The sequence below is a fragment of the Candidatus Planktophila lacus genome (genome assembly GCF_002288325.1).
GTDB classification, from domain to species: Bacteria; Actinomycetota; Actinomycetes; order Nanopelagicales; family Nanopelagicaceae; genus Planktophila; species Planktophila lacus.
This window is the reverse complement of the sequence record NZ_CP016780.1, coordinates 214,584-230,379: the sequence shown is the minus strand read 5'-3', so window position 1 is coordinate 230,379 and position 15,796 is coordinate 214,584. Positions and strand designations below refer to the sequence as shown.

Below are 15,796 nucleotides of genomic sequence, written 5' to 3'. Positions count from 1 at the left end.
AAAGCCACCTTGCGAATAACCCTGCGTGGCTCCTTCTTGATGAGCGATACTTACTTCCATGATTTGGTGGCCAAGTGAGATTCCTACTCTCCAATATGGTCGCGTCACCCTGCGTCCGCCAGCGGAATCTGATGTTGAGCAAATATTTGAAGCCTGCCAAGATCCGCTAATTCCCCGATTCACCACGGTCCCGGCCGAATACACCATGGCTCACGCCCTGGATTACGTTCAACGTGTTCCGGCTTCGCTTGAACTACATCGTGAGTTCCCGTTCATAATCGAATTTGGCGTCGGAGACGACAAGGAATTTGCAGGCGTTGTCTCACTCCACACAATCAGCCTAGATAACCACCGCGCAGAAATCGGTTACTGGATGCACGCTCCGATGCGCGGAAAAGGTATCGGCACAATCGCTGCCAAGATGATTACCAACTATGGATTTCTAACGATGGGCTTTCGCCGCATTGAAGCAGCTGTTGATTTAGATAACCATGCTTCGCAGAAGTTGTTAATGAGCTCCGGCTATAACAAAGAGGGAATTCTCCGTCAGCGCGTTACACGCTCTGACGGAAGTCAGATCGATATGGTTGAACTCGCAGTTCTTGCTAGCGAATGGGATGAGTTAAAGTAAATATGGAATCTTTAGCACTTGTAGTTGCAGCGCTAGTTGCTCTAGTTCTCTTTACTGGCCCAATTGCGCTGCTACTTACGAGCAAACTCTTCTGGGAATTCACTAAGAAAAATAAGGCAATCTGGTGGATTCGCAGATTATCCGTTGCTGCAATTGCTTTAATTGGCATGCCGGTGCAGATGGTTTTTATCTTTAATCAAATTCCATCGGGAGTTAAAGCGCTCTCCTTTATTGGATTTGGTCTAAACACAATTGCACTAAAGCGCGAATTTGTAAGAAACATTCCTTGGCGTTCGCTCTTTAAGATGCAATCTGGCGATGCCAATGGACCGGCAGGGCAGCGTTAAATAAAGATAAGTGGAGGTGCCGGGAATCGAACCCGGGTCCTTCGGAATTAAAACAGGGCTTCTACGGGCGTAGTGTGGCTATCGTTTTCTCAGTTCCGAATCTCTTGCACACAAGTATTCGACAAACTCATTTGCGAAACTGTTCTCCGGTCGCGTTCGCAACGCCACAACCGTGAAGAGCCCTCTATCGGCGCTAGATTCCAGATCGAAGGCGAGTCTGGGCTAACGGATCACAGAGCTTGCTTAGGCAGCAAGAGTGAGATCATCGGCAGTTGTACTGACGATTATTTTTTGCACAGGTTTTTGGTTAACGAGATCATCCTGGCTTCCTCGGCCCGCTTCCCCTGCCTCAACAACCAAAGTCGAGACCGTTCACCCCCATGGGTGTGGAAAGCTATTTCCACTATTTAGTTGTGTTCTTATTGTACGGAACGCCAACGACAAGTGAGAAATTCCCCTGTTATTAATGGCTTTTAAGCGTGAGAACTAAGCCTGAAATTCTCTCTTTAAAATCGCATATAGCCACATATCGCACCATTCGCCTTTAAAGAACTCTCCATCAAGATAAGTTGCTTCGCGACGCATACCTAACTTTTCAGCAAGCGCTGCTGATTTAGGAACTCGAGTATCGATATCTGCAATAACGCGATGTAGATCAAAGTTCTTAAATGCATAGCCAAGAAGCGCTTTAGTCGCTTCTAGCGCATAACCCTGGCGTTGAAAGTTTTGATGAGTTACCCATCCAATATTTGAAGATTTATTCTCTTTAGAGACAAGTCCCATATTTGATTGCCCGATTACTTGACCTGTACTTTTGAGTGCCCAAACTAAAACGATGTAATCATTTTCTTCGACCAAATCAAATTTCCCAGTTGCGATAGTTTTCTCAGCGGCCTCTTTAACTTGCTCCATCGTTCTTGGTGGCCAAGGGATGTAGCGAACAATCTCGGGATTAGATTGATATTGAAGTAGATCATCAATATCTTCCATTTGCATCGGCCGAAGGATCAACCGATCTGTTTCAATACGAAGAGACAATTACTTACTGGTCTTTTCCAGAACGACGACGAGAAATCTCGCGTTCAACTTCACGGCTTGCTTGGCGCTCCATAAGTGAATCACGCTTGTCGTGCGCTTTCTTTCCACGGGCAACTGCTATTTCTATCTTGGCTTTGCCATTGTTAAAGTAAAGCTGCAAAGGAATTAGAGTTACGCCGCCCTCTTTAATCTTTATGTGAAGTTTCTTGATCTCTTGTAAGTGCACAAGTAATTTACGTTTGCGACGAACATCGTGATTTGTCCAAGTTCCTTGGGTGTATTCCGGAATATGTACTCCGGCTAACCAAAGTTCTCCATTTTCAACGGTTGCATATCCATCGATAAGGGAAGCGCGCCCTGCACGAAGTGATTTAACTTCAGTGCCAGTTAGGACAATGCCGCATTCAAAGACATCTTCAATTGAATAGTCATGACGCGCTTTCTTATTCTGCGCGATGAGTTTGCGGCCAACTTCTTTCACCACGGCAGGTACCGATTAGACCTTAAGGTAACGGCGGAGCGTGATTGCAGAGGCAAGAGTAGAAACGGTAAATCCTGCTAGTAGTAACCAAGCAGATGCGATCCAGACTTCATTCCAACCAAAGAAGTTGGTGAAGGTAAGTAGTGGCGCAACTTTGGAATCGACTACGGCTTTAAGCCCTGCCAATAAGCCAGTTGCAAATCCCCAACCGATAAGGGCTGAGAAAATACCTTCAAGTAAGAATGGAAGTTGGATAGACCAAGAAGATGCACCAACGAGTTTCATAACACCGGTTTCGCGGCGGCGGTTAAATGCCGCGATACGTAAGGTATTTGAGATCAAGAGACCTGCTGTTAGTACTGAGAAGAGGCCAACAAGTAGTGCGCCGTTTCGCAATACATTTAGAAGTTTGAAGAACTTCTCCAAAATGGTGCGCTGATCCTGAACAACATCTACGCCAGGTCTCCCTGAGAAAGCGCTAACTACAACTGCAAATTGAGTTGGATCCTTCAACTTAACGCGGAAAGACTCTGGCAGCTGATCTGCAGTTACGTTTTGAGCAATCGCTGAATCTTTGAAGCGTTCTTGGAAACGTGTATATGCCTCAGATTGTGATTCGTAGAAAGTACTCTGAACAACAGGAAGTGCATCTAGATCTGATTTAATCGCGAGGCGTTGCTCGGGAGTTACAACTCCTCCAGCACAGCTTGGTGATTCGGATAAAGATCCGCACAAGTAAACAGAGACTTCGATCTTGTCATACCAATAATCTTTCATCGCATTAACTTGAGCGTTTGAAAGAAGACCAATACCAAGCAGGGAAAGTGAGATCGCAGTAGTAACAATGACCGCAAAGGTCATTGTTAAGTTACGGCGTAGCCCAATACGGACTTCGCTTAATAAGAATCCTGCGCGCATGTCTTTACCTTATCCCTTGAATCTAACTAGCCCGTGTATCCGTAGACGCCGCGAACCTGGTCACGAATAACGTGGCCTGCATCTAATTCAATAACGCGCTTGCGCATCTGATCCACGATGCCAGCATCGTGGGTAGCCATCAAAACAGTGGTGCCTTCGCGGTTAATACGATCTAGCAACTTCATGATTCCAACAGATGTTGCCGGGTCAAGGTTTCCGGTTGGTTCATCGGCGATGATGATCGCCGGGCGGCTCACATAAGCACGGGCAATTGCCACGCGCTGTTGTTCTCCACCTGAAATCTCAGTCGGCATGCGATCTGCCTTATCTTCCAAACCAACGAGTTCAAGAACTTCTGGAACTTCGCGGGCAATCTCTTTCTTGGAATAACCAAGTACGTGCAAAGTAAAAGCTACGTTTTCAGAGATAGTTTTATTCTGAAGCAAACGGAAATCCTGGAAGACTGTTCCAACTTGGCGACGCAGATCTGGAATCTTATGGTTTGGAAGCTGACCTAAATCTTTTCCAGCAACATGGATAACGCCCTGAGATGGTCGCTCTTCACGCAGGATCAAACGAAGGAAAGTTGATTTACCAGAACCTGAAAGACCAACAAGGAAGACAAACTCACCCTTAACAATTTCTAGGCTCACTGTATCCAGCGCAGGCTTATCGTTACCGGCGTAAAGCTTCGTCACATTCTCAAAACGAATCACACGAACTCCTTCGTTCTCATTGGGCGCCATGGATATGGGGGAATTTGGCTGCCGTACTGAGACCTAGTTTAGGTATAGATCTGCAAAAAGCGCCTGATATCGGTGCAAATTGCGCAGATTCTCAGGAAATATCACCAGATATATATGCGTGAATTGCGCCTAACCTAGGCTGAATGTGAAAAAAATTACTAGATCTACGAAATAGAAAACGAGTCTTTATCTTTGCGATGTCATTAAGCGCTTAAGTCGTTGACCCATGAAGATCAAATTAAGATTTAAGAAGCGCTGGATCTACGCCAGCGAATTCCCGCTTCGATGAAATCATCGATTTCACCATTTAATACAGCTGATGTATTTCCAGTTTCATGATTATTACGAAGATCTTTAACCATTTGATACGGCGCCAATACATAAGAGCGCATCTGGTTACCCCAAGAGCCTGAATTATCGCCCTTCAAAGCATTGATCTTGGCTTGTTCTTCTTGGCGACGACGCTCTAATAGCTTAGATTGCAAAACAGCCATTGCGGTTGCTTTGTTCTGAATCTGTGAACGCTCGTTCTGACATGAAACAACGATTCCAGTTGGAATATGAGTTAAACGAACTGCGGAGTCTGTTGTATTTACGCCTTGTCCACCAGGTCCAGATGAGCGATAAACATCTACACGGATTTCTTTCTCATCAATTTCAATATGATCGCTCTGTTCAACAACTGGAACAACTTCAACTCCAGCAAATGACGTATGGCGGCGAGATTGTGAATCAAAAGGTGAAATACGTACTAAACGGTGAGTGCCTTGCTCTACAGATAAAGTTCCATATGCATAAGGAGCGCCCACACGGAAAGTAGTTGATTTAATTCCCGCTTCTTCGGCGTAGGAAGTTTCAAGCACATCCACTTTGAATTCGTGGCGTTCGCAGTAACGCAAGTACATGCGCATAAGCATTTCCGCCCAGTCAGCAGCTTCAACACCACCGGCTTCAGAGCGAATAGTTATCAAAGCATCACGGTCGTCATATTCACCATTGAGAAGAGTTGTAACTTCAAGTTCGCTAATCGCCTTAACTGCAGAATCCAATTCGAGTTCCGCATCCGTTAATCCAGAACCGTCTGGTTCAGAGCCTGCGAGTTCAAACAAGATCGGTAGATCTTCAACTCTGCGACGAAGTGTTTTCAATCGAGCGATAGTGCTCTGAACGCGAGATAACTTACTTGTTACCTTCTGCGCCGCTTCTGGGTCATCCCAAAGATTTGGAACACCGGCAGCTGCTTCAAGTTCAACGGCTTCTGCCTCTAACTTAGGAAGATCCAAGACCTTTTCGATGGAGAGAAGCGTTGCACCAATTGCGGCTATCTCTAGATCGTATTCGCGGGCCATGGGGTAAGGATAGCGAGTGTTAGAAAATCCTTATACCGAAGGGCGAAAAGCCTTTAGCTCTTGTGTTAGTCGCTGAGACTCTTGATGATATTTCAACAGAGTCAATATTAATGAATGGAAGAACTAAAGGAAGTTGTACAGTTGCTTGGGTGACAAGTTGAATTCCAAAACCGTCACACTCAATTCGACTTATCTTTAAATTAGTAATCTCAACTCTTCGCAAGCTATTTGGACCACTACTCCAATCGGCCAGTGCGCCTTCCGCATCCCCTAAAGCTTTAGAGCAATCAATCGGAACACCTGGATCCGATGGTCCAACCCCAATTAGATTTTGAGCCTGTGTAGTCAGATCAAATTCATCACGGTAGTAGGAGGTTTTATCAAGATTACGAACTCCACGTTGCGCTGCTGCTTCACTTGCTTGGGTTAAGGAACGCTTTGCAATTGCGACAGCTGCTACATCCGTTACTACGAAGATTGATGAAAGTGAAACTATAAATAGAGACATCACCACGAGCGATATGGAGCCCGATTCACTGCGAAGAAGTTTTATGGGACTGCGCCTTAACTCCATGGCGATATGTATTCCTGTGCTGAAGCGGTGACCGCTCGAAATTCTTTGGACGCACCAAAGTGAACAGTGACGATAATTTTTGCATTTGGCGAATAACAAGGCGAACTGCTGCACTCGAGATTTATTGCCATTCGTTCAAATTCATCATCTGTTAAACCAAGTTCTCGCCCTGCTCTCGAAATTACAGCGTTCATAGCCGCAGCCGCACTTGATTGATTTGAACTAGTCACAAAGGCCCGCGCACCTTCACGCGCTAAAGTGCGCGCAATTTCTTCCTGGCCACTTACTGACGCGAATTGATGTAGAAAGAAGATAATTGGCACAAATAGCGGAAGGGCAAGCGCAACAAATTCGACTGTAGCGCTACCTCTTTCGCATCTGATAATACTTTTCACGGGACAACCTCCATGACAGAGATACCTGTGACCTCGCTTTTTAGTGAACCGCCCAAGAAACTGGCCAAACCTGGAACAATAATTGGAAGATCTCTTTGCTTTCTCACAACTAGTAGACGCAATTTTTGAAAGCGATCAGGCGTAGCTATTTCAATTACTGAGTCACTGCTCTGCAACTCGTTAGATATTGACCTTGTTGATGCCTCGCTCTGTACCTTCGCAAGTTCAAAATTTCTAATGAAGACCGTTGAAGTTAACTGCGCACCGCAGAGAAAGAGAAAGAGCATGGGAATCAAGACCATTGCGCTCTCCGCGCTTCCCCTTTCGGATGTGATCAATCGCCTCAGCGAATACATCAACGAATACCGTTCATCGCATCTAGTGAATTCTTAAGGATGCTGGTCAAGCGAGGTGCGGCAATCGTCCATATCGCTGTGACTAAACCAGTAGTCATTAGAACTACTAATACCCAACCAGGAACATCACCTCTCTCGGATGTAAGCGCAGATTTGTATCTACTTTGAAACTGTTGCAACTTTTCGTTGCGCGTGAAAAATTGGTGAGCTTCTAAAAATCCTTTAGCTATCACTCTATTTAGCGATCCTGCACCTTTTTCAAATAGATCCGTCGGCTCTGTATTCTTTACAGGGCCAGCGTCTTCTAGTGGCGCTAGGGACTTAGATATAACTTTCACCATTTCTTTATCCATTCTCTCTTGCCCATTCATGCGGTATGAATCGGGTGATTTCTTCATTTGTATTTGTATCCAAGGCGCGCTCTTTACTACGCGCTGCTAAAAAGATTGAGATTGGCTAATGAAGGCCAAAGCGCGAAGAGAATAGAGATTGGAAGAATGAGAAAGACCACCGGAACCATCATCGATATCTCAGCCTTAGCGGCTGCTCCCAATACTCGGTTCCTTTGGAGTTCGCGAGCCTCTTGCGCATGGCGTTGAAGCACATCGATTAGTGGTGCACCACGTAGGGTTGCGATAATTAGTGAGTCAACAAAACGCCTGATTGCAATGGAATCTAAATCTCTTCCCATCTCATCTAGAGCAACATGGAATGGTTTTCCAGATTTAACGAGTGCTACTACCTTTTTGAATTCAATGGCCATTGAACCAGTGGCCGCTTTTCCTATCCGCTCCATCGCTGCCAAAGGCGTTTCGCCTGCTGACATGGCTAACGAATACATCTCAATAACTGCGGGAAACTCTGATTCAACTCGCAACTTATGAAGGTTTACTTTTTTGCTCAGACTGCGATCCACGTAAACATAAGTTGATATCGCAGCAAGAGAACCGAGGAGAAATATTGAAAAGGGTGACTTACCCGCAAAGATCAAAAGCAAAGTAATAGCTGCACCAACTAGAAGTGAATTTGCAAGTTGCTTACTTCGAAATTCGAAGAAACTCTCTGGGGAAGTTTTCCCAATTTCACGCAGGCGATTTTGAACAGAACCTCTATCCTTTGAATTATCAATTTGATTTTTCAGTGCACCTCTCGGGCCTGAATTTAGAATCAGTGTTAACGATCCCAGCGCAGCAAAGAGAACTGGAATTCCAACGGAATACTTCATGCGCTACCAAAAACACGCGGTAGCTCGGGGAGGCGACCCAAACGGTTCATCCATACATATGCGATCGCTGTCATGGATAAACCGATTAGAAGAATTAGCACGCCTGTAGGTGTCGAAAATGCTCGAGATGTTGCTGGCTGAGTCGATAGTAAGAGTAGAAGTAGCCAAGGTGCTGCGGCAGAAAGATGGGCAGAGTTCTTTATCCAACCGTGTTTAACTTCAATCTCACGACGTAGCGCTAAATCTTGACGCAGGAACGTTCCCACGGTGCGCAAAATGTTAAGCAGTTCGGATCCGCCTAAGGTCTTGGAAATTGCAATTGCTTCAAAGATTTGATCGCTGCTGTGTCGTGCACATCGCTGCTTTAACTCCGAAATTGCTAGATTGAAATCACCGTGCATGCGCATCTTGAGCTCAAACTCTGCAAAATATGGCCGGAGAATTAAAGGACCTCTCGTCGTTAAACCAATTAGAGATTCTGTTATCGAAAGACCTGACTGGATTCCACTTACAAGATGATCAATAACTTCTGGCCACGCAGCGTTCATTGCAGAAGTATCTTTATGGGATTTCTGTCTCGAAATTAAGAATGCAGTCGTGGAGAGCAAAAAACCAAATATCAGGGAAATCACAAGGGATGAGGAAACTAGATAAACCATGCTAAACGAAGCTACAAAGGAGATTGCTACTTTGAGATACAGAGTTTTGCGAACAGGTAGCGAGAAGTTTCTTTGCTGTCCTATTTTTGTTTTACTCAAATTTACTCCACCAATCGACAAGCGGAATTCCAGCGGCAGAGAATTTCTCATCATTACCGATCGAGCCGATACCGCGGATGTATTCAGTACCATCCCACTTCCAGAGGGTTTCGATTTCAGCGCGATCATTTTCAAAGCGACCCGTGACTGCGGCGATCTCTTGAATTCTTCGCGTACCGTCGCTAGCAAGTCCGACTTGTACGACTAGATCAATAGCCGATGCCACTGTCGGTGCAATAAATTTGTGTGAAATGTTCTCACCGGCCAATAGCGGCAGAGTTTGTAATTTTATAATTGCGTCTCTAGCGGAATTTGCATGCAAGGTTCCCATTCCGGCGAGCCCGGAGTTAAGGGCGATCAAAAGATCGAGCGCTTCAGCCTCGCGAACTTCTCCAATAACTATGCGCGAAGGTCGCATTCTTAGCGCTTCCTTAATTAGTTTTCTAAGTGGAATCGCGCCTTCACCTTGCAGATTTTCTCCACGTGTCTGCATCGCCACCAGGTCGGGCAAATTTGGCTTTAGCTCAAAGACTTCCTCAATCGTTATGACGCGCTGGCCTATAGGAGTTGCCGAAATGAGTGCGTTAAGCATTGTTGTTTTACCGGATTGGGTTCCGCCACTTACCAAAATATTTAACCCAGCGCGGACAGAGTTGGTTAGAGCCGCAGCCATGGCATCATTTAGCGCACCGCGTTCTGCTAAATCTTGCAGAGTTAAGTGGCGCATTAAATGCTTTCTGATATTTACAGTCCAGTGTTCGGCAGTGATTTCAGGGATCACCACATGCAGGCGACTCCCATCTGGAAGTCGTGCATCAACGAATGGGTGCGATAGATCAAGACGTCTACCGCTCCAGATAAGTAGGCGATCTACTAGCTGAGAGACTTCTTCAGCAGAGAGAATTAAATTTGTTAATTCGCTCTTTCCTGCTCGGGCGACAAATATTCTTTGCGGTGAATTAATCCAGATTTCTTCAATGGTTTTATCAGAAATGAACTCTGCAATAGGCCCAAAGGCGACATCCATTTCCATGGCGCGAAGATAGAACTATCCAAATTACTAAATATGAGCCGGCAGAAACCTGTGGATGAATTAGAAAGATGTGGTTTTCAATTCTTGCCCGTCGAGACGATTTAGAAAATCGAGGATGCTCTCGCCGGCATGATGAGAAATCCATGCGTAATGTAGGGAGATTCCAGGAACGCCTTCCAAGGTCCACTGTGAAGAAATTCGAGCGCAGATTTGTTCTGCTACATCGTTATCCCCAGTAATTAAAATGACAAAATTGTTGATACCCATACGTGCTATGTGATCTTCTAAGCGGAGAGCCCTTGCAGCAATTTCAGAGAAGGCAACTAGCGGATAGTCATAAATCGGTTGCTCTGAAATCAATCTGAGCGTCAAAGCGGTAATCGTGCTTTCACTCCGCTCGGAAAGTGAGATCTCTCTTTTTAAACTCTCATAGAAGAATGGTGGTGCAGCTACGCGAGTTAGCGAATCTCTCAATCCATCGTGTGAAAAAACCATGCGCTACCCTTCCGACTTATGAGCACCGATCCTGCCAAGCAAGCGCGTAAGCGCTCCATCGCGTCAGCCCTTCTCTATATAGAAGGTGCAGTTGTGTTAGCCCTAGGTGTCTGGGTCGGCGTAATGGGAATTACCCATGAAGATCGCGAGATTCCGCCGCTTGCAGGGGTGCTGCTCTTCTCATTGGCCGGTGGCCTCGGGCTCTTGGCATGTGGTCGCGCATTTGCGCAGAGAAAGAATTGGGGCCGCGGGCCGGCGGTGTTGGCGAACTTAATTGTGTTGGGCGTTGTTAAATATCAATTCGAAGGTGGCTTCTTAATCGGCGCCATTCCATTGTTATTGCTTGCAATCCCAGTGCTCTATTTTGCAGTGACGATAATTCCCGAAGAGCGTAAATAATCTAAAGACGGGTTAGTTTAAAAAGGTACGATCTTTCTATCTTCCCAAAGCAGTCCCGTTACTTGTTCGGTTCCACGTTCTGAAATATCTGCAGTTGCCAACCAGATTGCGGTCTTGGCACCTTCTTCGGCGCTACGTGGTGCATCGGGCCCGCCCATATCTGTGCGCGAATGATTAGGGCAGATTGCATCAACATAAAATCCGCGAGCGCCTAACCCTGTTTCATGTGCCAGGTTTCTAACGAGTGCGTTAACGCCAGCTTTGCTAATTCGATACGGTGCAAGTCCCCCGGCATTTCCTGGTCCTGACATACGACCTAAACATGCTGAGTAAATAACTAATCGGCCATCTCGCGCATCCGCCATCGCTGGTGCAATCACATTTACTAATGTGAAAACAGAATCTAAGTTGATGGCCATCACGCGATTCCATTCGGCATCGGTTGTGCGCAAAGTCTTTGACATCTTCTCACTCATCACGCCATGTGCTAACACCATTACTTGTGGCGTTGGCAGTGAAGCGGTGATTTCTTCAGCAACTTTGCGAGTAATCTCTTGGTTCTCTAAATCTGCCGCATGCGTTGTAATGCTTAAACCAGATTGGGTTGGCGAATACTCAGCGATCAGTTCTTCTCTCGCTGAATTCAACCGTGCCGGGTCTTTCGCGATCAGCGCTAAGTCATACCCGCTTGCCGCCAGTCCCCGCGCAGTTTCGTAGCCCAGCCCACGGCTTCCACCGCTGACAATGGCCAGTGGTCGCATCGGAGCTCCTGAGTTCATGCGCCAACTCTGCCAATCCTCTGGCCCCTTGTCGCGCTGAGTTTGGGGGCGCGATTGTGGTCAATATCGCGCTCGAGGTCGGCGCTACGGGATTTATTCATGCTCGGCTCAGCCGATAGTCTTAGCCACGTATTAAGCGTTAATTACCACTGTAATGCTCAAGGTTAATCGCGAAGAAGGAGTTGCCAGTGTCGGCAGATTTCGGAGCCAATGATTGGCTCGTCGAAGAGATGTACGAGCGTTACCAAGCCGATCCAACTTCCGTCGAACCTTCATGGATTGAATTCTTTAAGACTTATAACCCAGGTGCAGCTGCAACAACAAGCGCGCCAAAAGTTGGAACTCCACCAGTTCCACCAGTTCCAAAAGCGACACAACAAGTTTTAACACCTGCACCATCAACCTTGGCAGCGCCCGTTACATCTACTCCAGTTTCTGCGCCAGCACCTGTTGCTTCCGCCCCTGTCGTTTCAACACCAGCTCCAGCACAGGCACCTGTAAAGCCAGTACCAGTTTTGATTACACCGAGTGCGGCAACTATGGAACCACTTCGCGGAGTTGCCGGTCGCGTTGTTGCATCGATGGAAGCATCGCTAACAGTTCCGACTGCAACAAGTGTGCGCGCAATTCCTGCCAAGTTGATGATCGATAACCGCACCGTTATTACAAATCATTTAAAGCGCACCCGCGGCGGAAAAGTTTCATTTACTCACATCATCGCTTACGCAATGATCAAGGCGCTCCGCGCGATGCCAGAGATGAATGCTTTCTACGGTGAAGTAGATGGAAAGCCCGCACTTGGAACGCCAGAACATATCAACCTAGGTATTGCGATCGACTTGGCAAAGCCAGATGGAACCCGTCAACTTCTTGTTCCATCTATTAAGGGTTGCGAAGAGTTAGATTTCGGTCAGTTCTGGGTTGCCTACGAAGAGATAGTGAAGAAGGCCCGCGCTGGCGCACTTACCGTTGAAGATTACGCAGGAACAACTGTTTCGCTAACAAACCCAGGCACCATCGGTACCGTTCACTCAGTGCCACGTTTGGTGCAAGGACAAGGTTTAATCGTTGGCGTTGGCGCGATGGATTATCCAGCCGAATTCCAAGGTGCAAGTGAAGAGACCTTGGCCCGCATGGCGATCAGCAAGGTAATAACTCTTACAAGTACTTATGATCACCGCGTTATTCAAGGCGCGCAATCTGGTGATTTCCTTCGCCGCATTCATGAAATCTTGCTCGGTGCCGAAAACTTCTACGATGAAATCTTTGCAGCACTTCGTATTCCATACGAGCCAATTCGTTGGGCATCTGACTTTGAATTCTCTAAAGATGAAGAGATCAACAAAACTGCGCGCGTTCAGCAGTTAATTCAGGCTTACCGCACCTACGGCCACTTGATGGCAGATACCGATCCGCTGAAATATGTACAGCGCTCACACCCAGATCTTGATGTCGTAACTCACGGACTTACTTTGTGGGATCTCGATCGCGAATTTGCAACTGGTGGCTTTGGTGGCGAGAAGTTTATGAAGCTACGCAAGATCCTCGGAATTCTGCGCGATTCATATTGCCGCTCTGTTGCAGTTGAATATATGTATATTTCAAACCCTGAAGAGCGTAAGTGGATCCAGCAACACGTTGAAATCGGCTTCACTAAGCCAGATCGTGAAGAACAGATCCGCATCTTGCGCAAGCTAAATAGCGCAGAAGCATTTGAAACCTTCTTGCAGACCAAGTTCGTTGGCCAGAAGCGCTTCTCACTTGAAGGTGGCGAATCGGTAATTCCAATTCTTGATGCAGTTATCTCATCTGCTGCCGAAAAGAATTTAGATGAAGTCTGTATCGGTATGCCACACCGCGGTCGCCTAAATGTTCTGGCAAATATCGCTGGCAAGTCATACGGACAAATTTTCCAAGAGTTCCAAGGACATTACAAAGAGAATGAAGTACACGGTTCGGGCGATGTTAAGTACCACTTAGGTACTGAAGGAGTCTTCACCGCCGAATCTGGTGCGCAGACCAAGATTTATCTCGCTGCCAACCCTTCACACCTTGAAGCGGTAAACCCAGTACTAGAAGGCATTGTTCGCGCCAAGCAAGATAAGTTAAATGTTAAGGATCTGTACTCAGTTCTGCCTATCTTGCTCCATGGAGATGCTTCATTCGCAGGCCAAGGTATTAACTTTGAAACACTGCAGTTATCTCAGCTAAAGGGCTACCGCACTGGTGGAACTGTTCATATCGTTGTAAATAACCAAGTTGGATTTACTACTTCACCTCATGCATCACGCACATCTCGTTATTCAACAGATGTTGCCAAAGCGATTGAAGCGCCGGTCTTCCATGTAAATGGCGATGATCCAGAAGCGTGTGTTCGCGTGGCTCGTTTAGCCTTTGAATACCGCCAAGCATTTAATAAAGATGTTGTCATCGACATGGTTTGCTACCGTCGTCGTGGCCACAATGAAGGCGACGAGCCAAGCTTTACGCAACCAATGATGTACAAGTTAATTGATGCCAAGCGCTCAACTCGTACCTTGTATACCGAATCACTGATTGGCCGCGGAGATATCACTCCGGAAGAAGCCGAGCAGTTAGCGCGCGACTACCAGGCACAACTTGAAGAGGTTTATGCATCTGTTGCTAATTACGAAGAAGAGCATGATCCAAACTTCCAGCCACCAATTGTTCCTAATGCAGAAGATGTCCCAACATTTATCTCAGAACAATTGGTTCGTGAGATTGCGGCAACACAGCTAGCGATTCCAGAAGGTTTCCATATCCATCCCAAGATGCTTCCACAGCTGCAAAAGCGAGCGGAATCAATTAACGATGGCACCATCGACTGGTCAACTGGTGAAATGCTCGCCTTCGGTTCACTTCTCAAAGAAGGTCGCCCAGTTCGTTTAGCAGGACAAGATTCACGTCGCGGAACGTTTAGCAATCGCCATGCAGTTGTTGTCGATAAAGAGAATGGTTCTGATTGGTTCCCGCTTCGTTCACTAATTGCCGATGAAAGTCAGTTCTTCGTAGTCGATTCGCTCTTATCTGAATATGCAGCAATGGGCTTTGAATATGGCTATTCGGTAGCTCGGCCAGAAGCGCTTGTGCTTTGGGAAGGCCAGTTCGGTGACTTCGCCAATGGTGCGCAGACGATTATCGATGAATTCATCTCATCTGCTCTTCAAAAGTGGGGCGAGCGTTCATCTGTTGTCTTACTTCTTCCTCATGGTTATGAAGGACAAGGCCCAGATCACTCATCTGCGCGCATTGAACGCTTCTTATCACTTGCTGCAGAAAAGAATATGACGATCGCACAGCCATCAACTCCGGCTTCTTACTTCCACTTGTTGCGCTTCCACGCTGCAAATCCAAAGCGCCGCCCGATGGTTGTCTTCACACCGAAGTCGATGCTCCGTCTGCGCGCAGCTGCTTCATCGATCAGTGATTTCACATCTGGAACATTCTTGCCAGTTATAGGGGATGCAACAGTTAATAATGCATCACGTTTGATCTACTGCTCAGGAAAGATTTATCACGATCTAGTTGCAGAGCGAACCAAATTAAACGACACCAGCACTGCAATTGTTCGCGTAGAACGTTTATATCCACTTCCAGTTGCACAAATGGAAGTTGAAGCGAAGAAGCATCCAAATGCGAACTTGCTCTGGGTACAAGATGAACCCGCTAACCAAGGTCCATGGCCACACGTTGCACTCAGCACCACCGAAGTAATCGGTGGCACCGCAGTTGATGGTCGCGTACTTCGCAGAATTTCTCGTCGCGCATCAGCATCTCCTGCAACTGGTAACCACCACTTGCATGAGGAAGAGGCTAAAGCGTTGATGTATGAAGCATTTACGCGTTAATTCTTCTTTATTCGCGTAATTACATTTCCAATAATTTCGGCCTCGCTTAAGAAACCCCATTTGCGAGAATCACTTCCAGCTTCGTTATCGGACAATACGTAGTAACTCTTCTTACCCTTTCTCTCTCCTGAGTTATCAATAGAAATTTCTGCGATCCGCTTTACATAGAAGATGCCTGGCTGGGTTTCGCGCTCAATGACAACCACATCGCCGAGGCGCAGAAATAGGTACTTTTTACCGAAGAAGCCGTAGTGAACAAGTAGCCAATCAAGCGGGTTATAGGTCGGCTGCATCGAAGTGCCTTCCACGATTACACGGCCGAAGATGCCAAAGAAGCCCATGGGCGGTAGTCTCACACATACAGGTTTTGAAATAAAGATAAGAAATATAAAGATAAAGGGAG

General features: G+C 46.6%; 19 protein-coding genes and 1 other RNA gene. 4 read left to right on the top strand and 16 right to left on the bottom strand.

Annotated elements, in window-relative coordinates; genetic code table 11:
• Positions 1 to 58 precede the first annotated feature (58 nt).
• Complete coding sequence (locus tag A1sIIB106_RS01110) at positions 59 to 631, top strand: GNAT family N-acetyltransferase (RefSeq protein WP_095677067.1); 573 nt, start codon at positions 59 to 61, stop codon at positions 629 to 631.
• Positions 632 to 633: 2 nt separating this feature from the next.
• The gene (locus A1sIIB106_RS01105; protein WP_095677066.1) at positions 634 to 978 is read left to right on the top strand and encodes a hypothetical protein; all 345 of its coding nucleotides are present in this window, start codon (positions 634 to 636) and stop codon (positions 976 to 978) included.
• Positions 979 to 986: 8 nt separating this feature from the next.
• Here the strand turns inward: A1sIIB106_RS01105 and ssrA are convergent.
• The 14 genes from ssrA to A1sIIB106_RS01040 all read right to left on the bottom strand — a co-directional run bounded on the left by ssrA (position 987) and on the right by A1sIIB106_RS01040 (position 10,346).
• Positions 987 to 1,358, bottom strand: a transfer-messenger RNA (tmRNA) gene (ssrA, locus tag A1sIIB106_RS01100).
• A 106-nt stretch (positions 1,359 to 1,464) separates the two neighbouring features.
• Entirely contained in the window at positions 1,465 to 1,989 is a 525-nt protein-coding gene (locus A1sIIB106_RS01095; RefSeq protein WP_223299529.1) for a GNAT family N-acetyltransferase, read from the bottom strand.
• Positions 1,990 to 2,020: 31 nt separating this feature from the next.
• Positions 2,021 to 2,500, bottom strand: coding sequence for an SsrA-binding protein SmpB (smpB, locus tag A1sIIB106_RS01090; protein ID WP_095677064.1), 480 nt, complete (start codon positions 2,498 to 2,500; stop codon positions 2,021 to 2,023).
• A gap of 12 nt (positions 2,501 to 2,512) precedes the next feature.
• Positions 2,513 to 3,415, bottom strand: coding sequence for a permease-like cell division protein FtsX (gene ftsX, locus A1sIIB106_RS01085; RefSeq protein WP_095677063.1), 903 nt, complete (start codon positions 3,413 to 3,415; stop codon positions 2,513 to 2,515).
• Between the two features lie 26 nt (positions 3,416 to 3,441).
• Complete coding sequence (ftsE, locus tag A1sIIB106_RS01080; RefSeq protein ID WP_095677062.1) at positions 3,442 to 4,131, bottom strand: cell division ATP-binding protein FtsE; 690 nt, start codon at positions 4,129 to 4,131, stop codon at positions 3,442 to 3,444.
• A gap of 275 nt (positions 4,132 to 4,406) precedes the next feature.
• Entirely contained in the window at positions 4,407 to 5,510 is a 1,104-nt protein-coding gene (prfB, locus tag A1sIIB106_RS01075; protein ID WP_095677061.1) for a peptide chain release factor 2, read from the bottom strand.
• A gap of 19 nt (positions 5,511 to 5,529) precedes the next feature.
• Positions 5,530 to 6,018 (bottom strand): hypothetical protein, encoded by a 489-nt coding sequence (locus A1sIIB106_RS01070; protein ID WP_095677060.1) that lies wholly within the window; start codon positions 6,016 to 6,018, stop codon positions 5,530 to 5,532.
• A 56-nt stretch (positions 6,019 to 6,074) separates the two neighbouring features.
• Positions 6,075 to 6,479, bottom strand: coding sequence for a TadE family protein (locus A1sIIB106_RS01065; protein WP_190277182.1), 405 nt, complete (start codon positions 6,477 to 6,479; stop codon positions 6,075 to 6,077).
• Positions 6,476 to 6,781, bottom strand: a complete 306-nt coding sequence (locus A1sIIB106_RS07120; RefSeq protein ID WP_190277181.1) for a hypothetical protein — start codon at positions 6,779 to 6,781, stop codon at positions 6,476 to 6,478. Before A1sIIB106_RS07120 ends, A1sIIB106_RS01065 begins: the two co-directional genes overlap by 4 nt.
• Positions 6,782 to 6,834: 53 nt before the next feature.
• Positions 6,835 to 7,014, bottom strand: a complete 180-nt coding sequence (locus A1sIIB106_RS07230; RefSeq protein ID WP_095677828.1) for a hypothetical protein — start codon at positions 7,012 to 7,014, stop codon at positions 6,835 to 6,837.
• Between the two features lie 248 nt (positions 7,015 to 7,262).
• A complete protein-coding gene (locus tag A1sIIB106_RS01055) occupies positions 7,263 to 8,060 on the bottom strand; it encodes a type II secretion system F family protein (protein ID WP_095677058.1) in 798 nt (265 codons plus the stop codon).
• Positions 8,057 to 8,818: a type II secretion system F family protein gene (locus A1sIIB106_RS01050; protein WP_125932736.1), complete on the bottom strand. Its 762-nt coding sequence runs from the start codon at positions 8,816 to 8,818 to the stop codon at positions 8,057 to 8,059. Before A1sIIB106_RS01050 ends, A1sIIB106_RS01055 begins: the two co-directional genes overlap by 4 nt.
• Complete coding sequence (locus A1sIIB106_RS01045) at positions 8,811 to 9,851, bottom strand: TadA family conjugal transfer-associated ATPase (protein WP_095677056.1); 1,041 nt, start codon at positions 9,849 to 9,851, stop codon at positions 8,811 to 8,813. The genes A1sIIB106_RS01050 and A1sIIB106_RS01045 overlap by 8 nt, the downstream gene beginning before the upstream one ends.
• Positions 9,852 to 9,911: 60 nt before the next feature.
• Complete coding sequence (locus A1sIIB106_RS01040; RefSeq protein ID WP_095677055.1) at positions 9,912 to 10,346, bottom strand: GGDEF domain-containing protein; 435 nt, start codon at positions 10,344 to 10,346, stop codon at positions 9,912 to 9,914.
• An 18-nt stretch (positions 10,347 to 10,364) separates the two neighbouring features.
• Here A1sIIB106_RS01040 and A1sIIB106_RS01035 point away from each other — a divergent pair, with 18 nt between their 5' ends.
• A complete protein-coding gene (locus A1sIIB106_RS01035) occupies positions 10,365 to 10,745 on the top strand; it encodes a hypothetical protein (protein WP_095677054.1) in 381 nt (126 codons plus the stop codon).
• Positions 10,746 to 10,762: 17 nt separating this feature from the next.
• Here the strand turns inward: A1sIIB106_RS01035 and A1sIIB106_RS01030 are convergent, their stop codons facing one another.
• Positions 10,763 to 11,524, bottom strand: a complete 762-nt coding sequence (locus A1sIIB106_RS01030) for an SDR family NAD(P)-dependent oxidoreductase (protein WP_095677053.1) — start codon at positions 11,522 to 11,524, stop codon at positions 10,763 to 10,765.
• 230 nt (positions 11,525 to 11,754) lie between these two features.
• Here A1sIIB106_RS01030 and A1sIIB106_RS01025 point away from each other — a divergent pair, with 230 nt between their 5' ends.
• Positions 11,755 to 15,393 carry a multifunctional oxoglutarate decarboxylase/oxoglutarate dehydrogenase thiamine pyrophosphate-binding subunit/dihydrolipoyllysine-residue succinyltransferase subunit gene (locus A1sIIB106_RS01025; protein WP_420021964.1) on the top strand — a complete coding sequence of 1,213 codons (3,639 nt, stop codon included), beginning with the start codon at positions 11,755 to 11,757 and terminating at the stop codon, positions 15,391 to 15,393.
• Here A1sIIB106_RS01025 and A1sIIB106_RS01020 read toward each other — a convergent pair.
• Positions 15,390 to 15,734 carry a S26 family signal peptidase gene (locus A1sIIB106_RS01020; protein WP_095677051.1) on the bottom strand — a complete coding sequence of 115 codons (345 nt, stop codon included), beginning with the start codon at positions 15,732 to 15,734 and terminating at the stop codon, positions 15,390 to 15,392. The two genes, A1sIIB106_RS01025 and A1sIIB106_RS01020, sit on opposite strands and share 4 nt — an antisense overlap.
• Between the last annotated feature and the right edge of the window lie 62 nt (positions 15,735 to 15,796).

Coding starts and splice junctions, on each gene's coding strand:
- A1sIIB106_RS01030 (WP_095677053.1), bottom strand. CDS start 11,524: ATGAACTCAGGAGCTCCGATGCGACCACTGGCCATTGTCAGCGGTGGA.
- A1sIIB106_RS07120 (WP_190277181.1), bottom strand. CDS start 6,781: ATGGTCTTGATTCCCATGCTCTTTCTCTTTCTCTGCGGTGCGCAGTTA.
- A1sIIB106_RS01045 (WP_095677056.1), bottom strand. CDS start 9,851: ATGGAAATGGATGTCGCCTTTGGGCCTATTGCAGAGTTCATTTCTGAT.
- prfB (WP_095677061.1), bottom strand. CDS start 5,510: ATGGCCCGCGAATACGATCTAGAGATAGCCGCAATTGGTGCAACGCTT.
- A1sIIB106_RS01070 (WP_095677060.1), bottom strand. CDS start 6,018: ATGTCTCTATTTATAGTTTCACTTTCATCAATCTTCGTAGTAACGGAT.
- A1sIIB106_RS01020 (WP_095677051.1), bottom strand. CDS start 15,734: ATGGGCTTCTTTGGCATCTTCGGCCGTGTAATCGTGGAAGGCACTTCG.
- ftsX (WP_095677063.1), bottom strand. CDS start 3,415: ATGCGCGCAGGATTCTTATTAAGCGAAGTCCGTATTGGGCTACGCCGT.
- A1sIIB106_RS01035 (WP_095677054.1), top strand. CDS start 10,365: ATGAGCACCGATCCTGCCAAGCAAGCGCGTAAGCGCTCCATCGCGTCA.
- A1sIIB106_RS01110 (WP_095677067.1), top strand. CDS start 59: ATGATTTGGTGGCCAAGTGAGATTCCTACTCTCCAATATGGTCGCGTC.
- A1sIIB106_RS01055 (WP_095677058.1), bottom strand. CDS start 8,060: ATGAAGTATTCCGTTGGAATTCCAGTTCTCTTTGCTGCGCTGGGATCG.
- A1sIIB106_RS01105 (WP_095677066.1), top strand. CDS start 634: ATGGAATCTTTAGCACTTGTAGTTGCAGCGCTAGTTGCTCTAGTTCTC.
- A1sIIB106_RS01025 (WP_420021964.1), top strand. CDS start 11,755: ATGTACGAGCGTTACCAAGCCGATCCAACTTCCGTCGAACCTTCATGG.
- A1sIIB106_RS01040 (WP_095677055.1), bottom strand. CDS start 10,346: ATGGTTTTTTCACACGATGGATTGAGAGATTCGCTAACTCGCGTAGCT.